The sequence below is a fragment of the Bradyrhizobium valentinum genome (genome assembly GCF_001440405.1).
In the GTDB taxonomy this organism is placed as follows: domain Bacteria; phylum Pseudomonadota; class Alphaproteobacteria; order Rhizobiales; family Xanthobacteraceae; genus Bradyrhizobium; species Bradyrhizobium valentinum.
Map to the genome: position 1 here is coordinate 252 of NZ_LLXX01000073.1, position 6257 is coordinate 6508.

The 6257-nt window shown below is 62.7% G+C and carries 6 protein-coding genes and 1 pseudogene; 2 read left to right on the forward strand and 5 right to left on the reverse strand.

The genetic code is table 11. The features are described 5' to 3' along the window. The 4 genes from CP49_RS11835 to CP49_RS11850 form a co-directional block, all read right to left on the reverse strand. The coding region (locus CP49_RS11835; protein WP_420807605.1) for a transporter substrate-binding domain-containing protein at positions 1 to 742 on the reverse strand (742 nt) is incomplete at its 3' end. A gap of 113 nt (positions 743 to 855) precedes the next feature. Beyond that, positions 856 to 1518, reverse strand: coding sequence for an OmpA family protein (locus CP49_RS11840; RefSeq protein ID WP_057850439.1), 663 nt, complete (start codon positions 1516 to 1518; stop codon positions 856 to 858). After that, positions 1518 to 1934, reverse strand: coding sequence for a hypothetical protein (locus CP49_RS11845; protein WP_057850440.1), 417 nt, complete (start codon positions 1932 to 1934; stop codon positions 1518 to 1520). The genes CP49_RS11840 and CP49_RS11845 overlap by 1 nt, the downstream gene beginning before the upstream one ends. Before the next feature lie 217 nt (positions 1935 to 2151). Next, on the reverse strand, positions 2152 to 3333 hold the full coding sequence (locus CP49_RS11850; RefSeq protein WP_057850441.1) for an MFS transporter: 1182 nt from the start codon (positions 3331 to 3333) through the stop codon (positions 2152 to 2154). A 68-nt stretch (positions 3334 to 3401) separates the two neighbouring features. Between CP49_RS11850 and CP49_RS11855 the strand changes: the two genes are divergently transcribed. Together CP49_RS11855 and CP49_RS11860 are read left to right on the forward strand one after the other, a co-directional pair. After that, on the forward strand, positions 3402 to 4202 hold the full coding sequence (locus tag CP49_RS11855) for an AraC family transcriptional regulator (protein ID WP_057850442.1): 801 nt from the start codon (positions 3402 to 3404) through the stop codon (positions 4200 to 4202). 215 nt (positions 4203 to 4417) lie between these two features. Further along, positions 4418 to 5770: a malonyl-CoA decarboxylase gene (locus tag CP49_RS11860; RefSeq protein ID WP_057850443.1), complete on the forward strand. Its 1353-nt coding sequence runs from the start codon at positions 4418 to 4420 to the stop codon at positions 5768 to 5770. Positions 5771 to 5912: 142 nt separating this feature from the next. On the opposite strand, the pseudogene CP49_RS11865 reads toward CP49_RS11860, so the two are convergent. Next, a pseudogene (locus CP49_RS11865) lies at positions 5913 to 6153 on the reverse strand (mandelate racemase); the annotation flags it as partial. Positions 6154 to 6257: the final 104 nt, after the last annotated feature.

Consider the following 6257-nt stretch of genomic DNA (forward strand, 5'->3'; position numbering starts at 1 on the left):
TCGTCTGCGTCCGCACCGGCCGGTCCTTCAGGCCGTTATTGTCATAGGCCTTGCGGAGCGTGCCGTTGGCGATCGCTTCATTCAGAAACTTCTCCGCAAACGCCAGCGACAGCGGACGATTGAGCGGCGCTGCGACCGCCGTCACGGTCTGCTTGAAGGTTTCCTCCAGCACGCGGCTGCCTGGGATCTGCTTTGCCATGGCGTTGAGCTGGTCGCGCGATAGCGCGAACGCGTCAATCTCGCCGCTTTTGAGCAGACCGAAGATTTCGTCATAGGTCTGGTAGCCCGTGACCTTGGCATTCTTCAGATGCGCGATCGCACCGCGCATCGTGGTCGTGTTGTTGACCGCGGCGACCTTGATTCCGGGCTGATCGAGCGTGGCGAAATTCGTAACCTGCGAACCTGGCTTGACGATGTAGGTCGCGTCCGCAACCTCATAGATCGGCCCGAACGACATTCTGCCCTCGCGTTCGGGATCCTTCGGCAGGAAGGTGATGTCCCAGGTGTTCTTCGACGCCGCATCGACGATCTGCCCGGAATTGTTGTGCGCGACATATTCGACGGGGACGCCAAGTTGCTCGGCCATCGCCTTGCCGAGATCGACCGGCACCCCGGCATAGCCGGTCTCGGTTTTGGTCGACCAGAACGCCCCACCGGCCGGACTGATCGCAATCGCCACCCGCAGCTTGCCGGTCGGCGCGATCTCGTCCTTCAAGGCGTCTGCGGCGGCGGGCGCATTCATCATCATCGTTAATCCCAGAAAGAGGCCGGCCATTGCCGGCGAGAATTGATTGAGCATCGGGCGCTCCTTCCCCAGCCCGCGGCTGGCGTCGCGCTCACCCCTTTTGTGGATGATCAGCGCTTCTTCTTTGCCGCAGCGGCGCCTTTTGCCGCCGCAGCCGGCGTTGCCGGTTCGGCCGTTTCAAACTTTCCGACCGCAATGATCTGGACGCGCGCATTGGCCGGCGAAGCCGGCCGATTGATGTCTTGTAGCTGCTCCTCGCCGAGTCCGAGTGCCTGAAGCCGTTTCGGCGATACCTTGAAGGTGTTCACCAGGACATCCCGGATCGAGTCGGCGCGCCGCTGGCTCAGGATCAGATTGTGGTCGCGCCGGCCCGCTGCCTCGACGTGATCGACGATCAGATAGCGATAGGGCCGCAATTTCGGATCGGTCAATGCGTCGGCGATGCTACCGATCGTCTGATAGGAGGCCGGGCGGATCAGCGAGGAGTCCTGGTCGAACACGATGTCGAAACGGACTTGCGGCAGTTTCGTCAGTTGCGGCGCGATCGGCGGCCGCTTCTGCGGCTGCGCATCCGCTCTTGCCTTGATCCGGTCGGCAGCCTGTTGGCGCAAGGCAGGCAGGTCGAGATCGGCCTCGGCTTCAACGGCAAGCTTCTCGATAATGTCTGCCGTCGAGGTAGCCGTTTGCGCGTGCGCCGCTGCCACCGGCAAGGCGAACAGGGCCGAGACGCCCAGCAAGAGACCGATGCCGCGCAGCTTTCTTCCCAAAAGCATCAGCGATACCCCGCAGCGCTGATCGCCTTGTTGCAGTTCGGGGTCGCCTTCTTGGTTGAATCCAAAAGACACTGTATCCCCTTGACGGGATCGTACCGAACCTCACCACACAGCTTGTTCAATTCCCAATTGCACAGTTTTACAAGCGAGGTGCGCGCGGTAATGCGCTGCTGGATGGCGCCAAGGGCCTGCGGATAGTCGGTCTTGCACTTCGCCGAGACCACATCCTGGTTGCGGCCGAGGCACTCCCTCAGGCGCGTCGCGTCGAGATTGACGCCGCGGCAGTTGTCATCGATGTCCTTGCCACAGCTCGCGGCCAGCATGGCGCCGGCCTCCTCGAATTTCATGGTCTGCGCCGCCGCCAGCGATGGCGCCGACATCGCAATTATGAACAGGAAAAGCCGGATTCGGGTCATGCCCGCACCTCACACAAGGAGGGTAGCGGTGGTCAAGTGCTCTGTTGGATTTAGCTACGTTACCCCTGAGCTATTGCGCCGCAGCAAATCGTCGCGGGTAGCCCAGGCGCGCACGATATGACGAGCTTGCCAGGCTGGGAAACGCCCTCAGCCCGCCTGCACCATGACAGGGTGACGACACCATGAGTTCGACCGCCGCGCTTCCGGCGTCCTTCGCCTACGGCGCGCTCTGCGCCGCCGGCACCCTGATCTCCCGCGGCAGGATGATCGCAGCCACGATCACCAGCAGGCAGAGCGCGCCGAACGTTTGCAGCATGGTGACGAAGCCGCCCTGCTCGTAGAGCCACGCCACCAAGCCGACGGAGGCGCCGGCCGCGGTGAAGCCGACGAAGTAGCGCACCGAATAGGCGCGCGAGCGCCATTCCTCGGTGGTGTATTTGCCAACCATGGCGTCGTTGACGGTGACCTGGCCGAACGCGCCCATCACGATGCCGATGGAGGCGATGATCAGCGGCAAGTTCGACAACGTCGCCGCGAAATACATAAACGGCGCCAGCAAAAACGACAGCGGCAGCATCACGGTCTTGAGCGAATAATGGTCGATCAACTTGCCGATGGTATACTGCGTCATCGCGCCAAAGACATAGACGCCAGCGGCGATGACCCCGAGCAACGCCGGGCTGGTGGTCATGCCGGCCAGCCGCTCCGCAAACAGTTTCGGCATCGCCACGGTGATGGCGTTGAACGTGGTGGATATCGCGATCACCACGATCAGCAAAGCCAGGAACACCCGCCACATGTCCTGCTTCGCCACCCGCGCCTGCGCCGCCGCCTGCCTGGTGCCGGTTCGATCCTCATGCACCACCATCAGCGCGAAGGTCACGCCGATCAGCATGGTGACCACGCCGGGGATGATGAAGGCCCAGCGCCAGCCGAGATATTGCCCTATCACACCGGTGACCAGCGCCGATGACGCCACGCCGAGATTGCCCCAGACGCCGTTCAGGCCCATCTCGCGGCCGAGCCTGTCGGCATAGGACACGATCATCGCGGTGCCGACGGGATGGTAGATCGAGGCGAACAGGCCGATTGCGAGCAGCGCGGCGCCAAGCTGCAGCGACGTTTGCACGAAGCCGACCGCGACCATCGACGCGCCGATGCCGAGGAAGAAAATCACCATCATATGGCGGCGGCTCCAGCGGTCGCCGAGCCAGCCGGTGATGAGCGAGCCCGCGCCAAAAGCGACGAAGCCGGGAGTAGCGTAAGGCAGCAGCTCCGAATAGGCCATGCCGAGCGCCGGGCCCATGATAATGACGGCGGCGGCGAAAATCAGCATCGAATAATGGTCGATGAAGTGGGCGGCGTTGACGAAGGTAATCACCCGGCTTGGGCTGTTCATGGTCGATTCCCGAATCCCGCAATTTTCCGAAATAGGTTATACGGGGTTGTCCTGACGGGATGTCGCCAATGAATATCGCCGAAAAGCCAATTGCCGCCATTATCGGGCGCCGCATCTCGACCGGCGACGGCATCCACATGATCGCCAACAGCTACAAAAAGGGCGTCCGGCTCGATACCCACATGCATCGCGAGGCGCAACTGGTCTATGCGGCGAAGGGAACGATGCAGGTGACGACGCCAAAAGGCCGCTGGCTGGTGCCGCCGGACCGCGCGGTGTGGGTGCCCGCGCTATCGGAACATGCGATCGACGTGCTCGCCGACATCGAAATGCGGACGCTCTATTTTGAGCTCGACTGGCTGCAGCGCGAGGCGCGCAGCCACAGCTTAGATGCGGAATTCGTGGTGCGGGTGTCGCCGCTCCTGCATCAGGCGATTCTCGCTTTGTTCGACGATCGCAGCAATCGTGAGCGAACCGCCCTTCTGCTGCAACTTGCGATGATGGAGTTGGACCGGGCCGAGGATTCCGCGACCTTCATCCCGCTGCCGCGTGAGCCGCGCTGCCGGCGCGCCGCCGACATCGTGCTATCAGACCCGACTGCCGACCACGAGATCGAGAGCCTGGCCAGCGAGGTCGGCACCTCGGTGCGGACGCTGTCGCGCCTGTTCTCGTCGGAGACGCAATTGAGTTTCAAGAGCTGGTGCCAGCGCGCCCGGATCGCGGCGGCGATCGAGAAGCTGTCGACGGAGACCGGCGTCTCGGTCAAGCAGCTTGCCTCGGATCTGGGCTATGCCAGCGTGCCCGCGTTTTCCCATGCCTTCCGGCAGGTTACCGGAAAAACGCCGACGGAATTTGCCGGGAAGGAATGAGGCGGCCTCGTCGTCATACGCGGGCTTGACCCGCGTATCCATCATCTTCGTGAAATGCTTTTTCCAAGGGGATGGATGGCCGGGTCAAGCCCGGCCATGACGACGCTTTTGGAGGCGTGACATATTTCCGTACGGTCCATGCGCTTGATTGTGATCGGCACCGACCTAAATCCCATGTAAGATTCCGCAACACCCCGCTGGATTCGACCCGCCAAATGGCCAATGCCTTCTTCTCCGATCTTCTCGCCACGATATCAGAACGTGGCCGCACGCTGCTGCGACGGGCTGCACCGTCCGACGACGGCCAGGATGCTTCGGAGCTGATCGGGTTGTGCGAAGCCCTGCTGTCGGGCCGCGGTGAAGCGTCCGGCACCGCGATGGCGCGCGACGTGCTCGATCGCTACCACGACCTCGACGCCGCCGGCCGGCTCACCTTCTTCGAAACGCTGGCCCGCGACTTCGGCCCCGACCGCGAGAAGCTGTCGCAGGCGATCGAGAGCTGGCGCAGCCAGCCAAACGACAGCGATGCCAGCGATCTGCACTTTGCTTCCGAGCCGCGCCGGCAGGAGCTGATCCGCCGGCTCAACCGCGCGCCGGGCGGCACCAGCGAGTTGGTGGCGATGCGCGCCGACCTGCTTTCCCTGATGAAGGGCAACAAGGACCTGGCCGCGCTCGACCGCGACGTCGTGCATCTATTATCTTCTTGGTTCAACAGGGGATTTCTCGTGCTACGCAGGATCGACTGGTCGACGCCAGCGAACATTCTGGAACAGATCATCCGTTATGAAGCCGTGCACGAAATCCGCGACTGGAACGATTTGCGCCGCCGCATCGACCCGGTCGACCGCCGCTGCTACGCCTTCTTCCATCCCCAGCTCAACGACGAACCGCTGATCTTCGTCGAGGTCGCGCTGACCGAGACGATCCCGACCGCAATCGCGCCGCTGCTCGCCGCCGAGCGGCAGCCGGTGCCGGTCGAACGCGCGCGCACCGCCGTGTTCTATTCGATTTCGAATACGCAAAAAGGGCTTGGCGGCATTTCCTTCGGCAGCTTCCTGATCAAGCAGGTGGTCGAGGAATTGCGGCGCGAACTGCCGAAGCTCGATACGTTCATCACGCTGTCGCCAGTGCCGGGCTTCATGCAATGGCTGAAGAAGGACGATGACGTTCCGCTCAGCGACGAGGAACGGACGCTGCTGGAGAGCCTCGACAAGCCGGACTGGTTCGAGAACGCGGAATTGACTGCGCAACTGCGCGCCGTGCTGGAGCCCCTTGCGGCGTATTATTTCCTGAAAGCCCGCACGTCAAAAGGCCGGCTGATCGACTCGGTGGCGCGCTTCCATATCGGCAACGGCGCGCGACTGGAGAAGATCAACTGGCTCGGCGACCTCTCGCCGAAAGGCCTGCGCGAATCCGCAGGGGTCATGGTCAATTACCTCTACCGCCTCGAAGACATCGAGAAGAACCACGAGGCCTACGCCAACCAGGGCGACATCGCCGCGTCAAGTGCGGTGAAGAAACTACTCAAGGTGGAGGGCCGTCGGCTGTTGGACATGCGACTGTCGTAGCCCGGCGAGGAATTCATTCGCCGCTCGATTGGAAATCATGGCGCAATGGCCGATGACGCCGCCTCTCCCCGGCCGACAGGCCCCGCCGAGCGGATCGACGCCATCGACGTGCTGCGGGGCCTTGCCTTGCTCGGCGTTGTCGCGAGGCTCTTCGGATCGGCTTCCTTCAGACGCGGCGCAAAGCGTTCGCGGATCAGTCCGCCCTGCCCGTAGCGGCCATTGGAATTGAAGCCGTAGCCGACGACGCGCTTGCCGTCGCGAACCGCATCGGTGACGACGGCGACCAGGCTCGTCGTCATTTTGGTGAAGTCGATATAGGCGTTGCGGATCGGCGAGGAGATCGGTTTTGTGATTTCGCAGACGTCGACGATACGGACGGACATGAGATTGGCTTTCCAAGGTGGTCTATCTACTCGTCATGCCCGGGCTTGACCCGGGCATCCACGTCTTCTTTTTCGTGGCGGCAAAGACGTGGATGGGGGGGGGG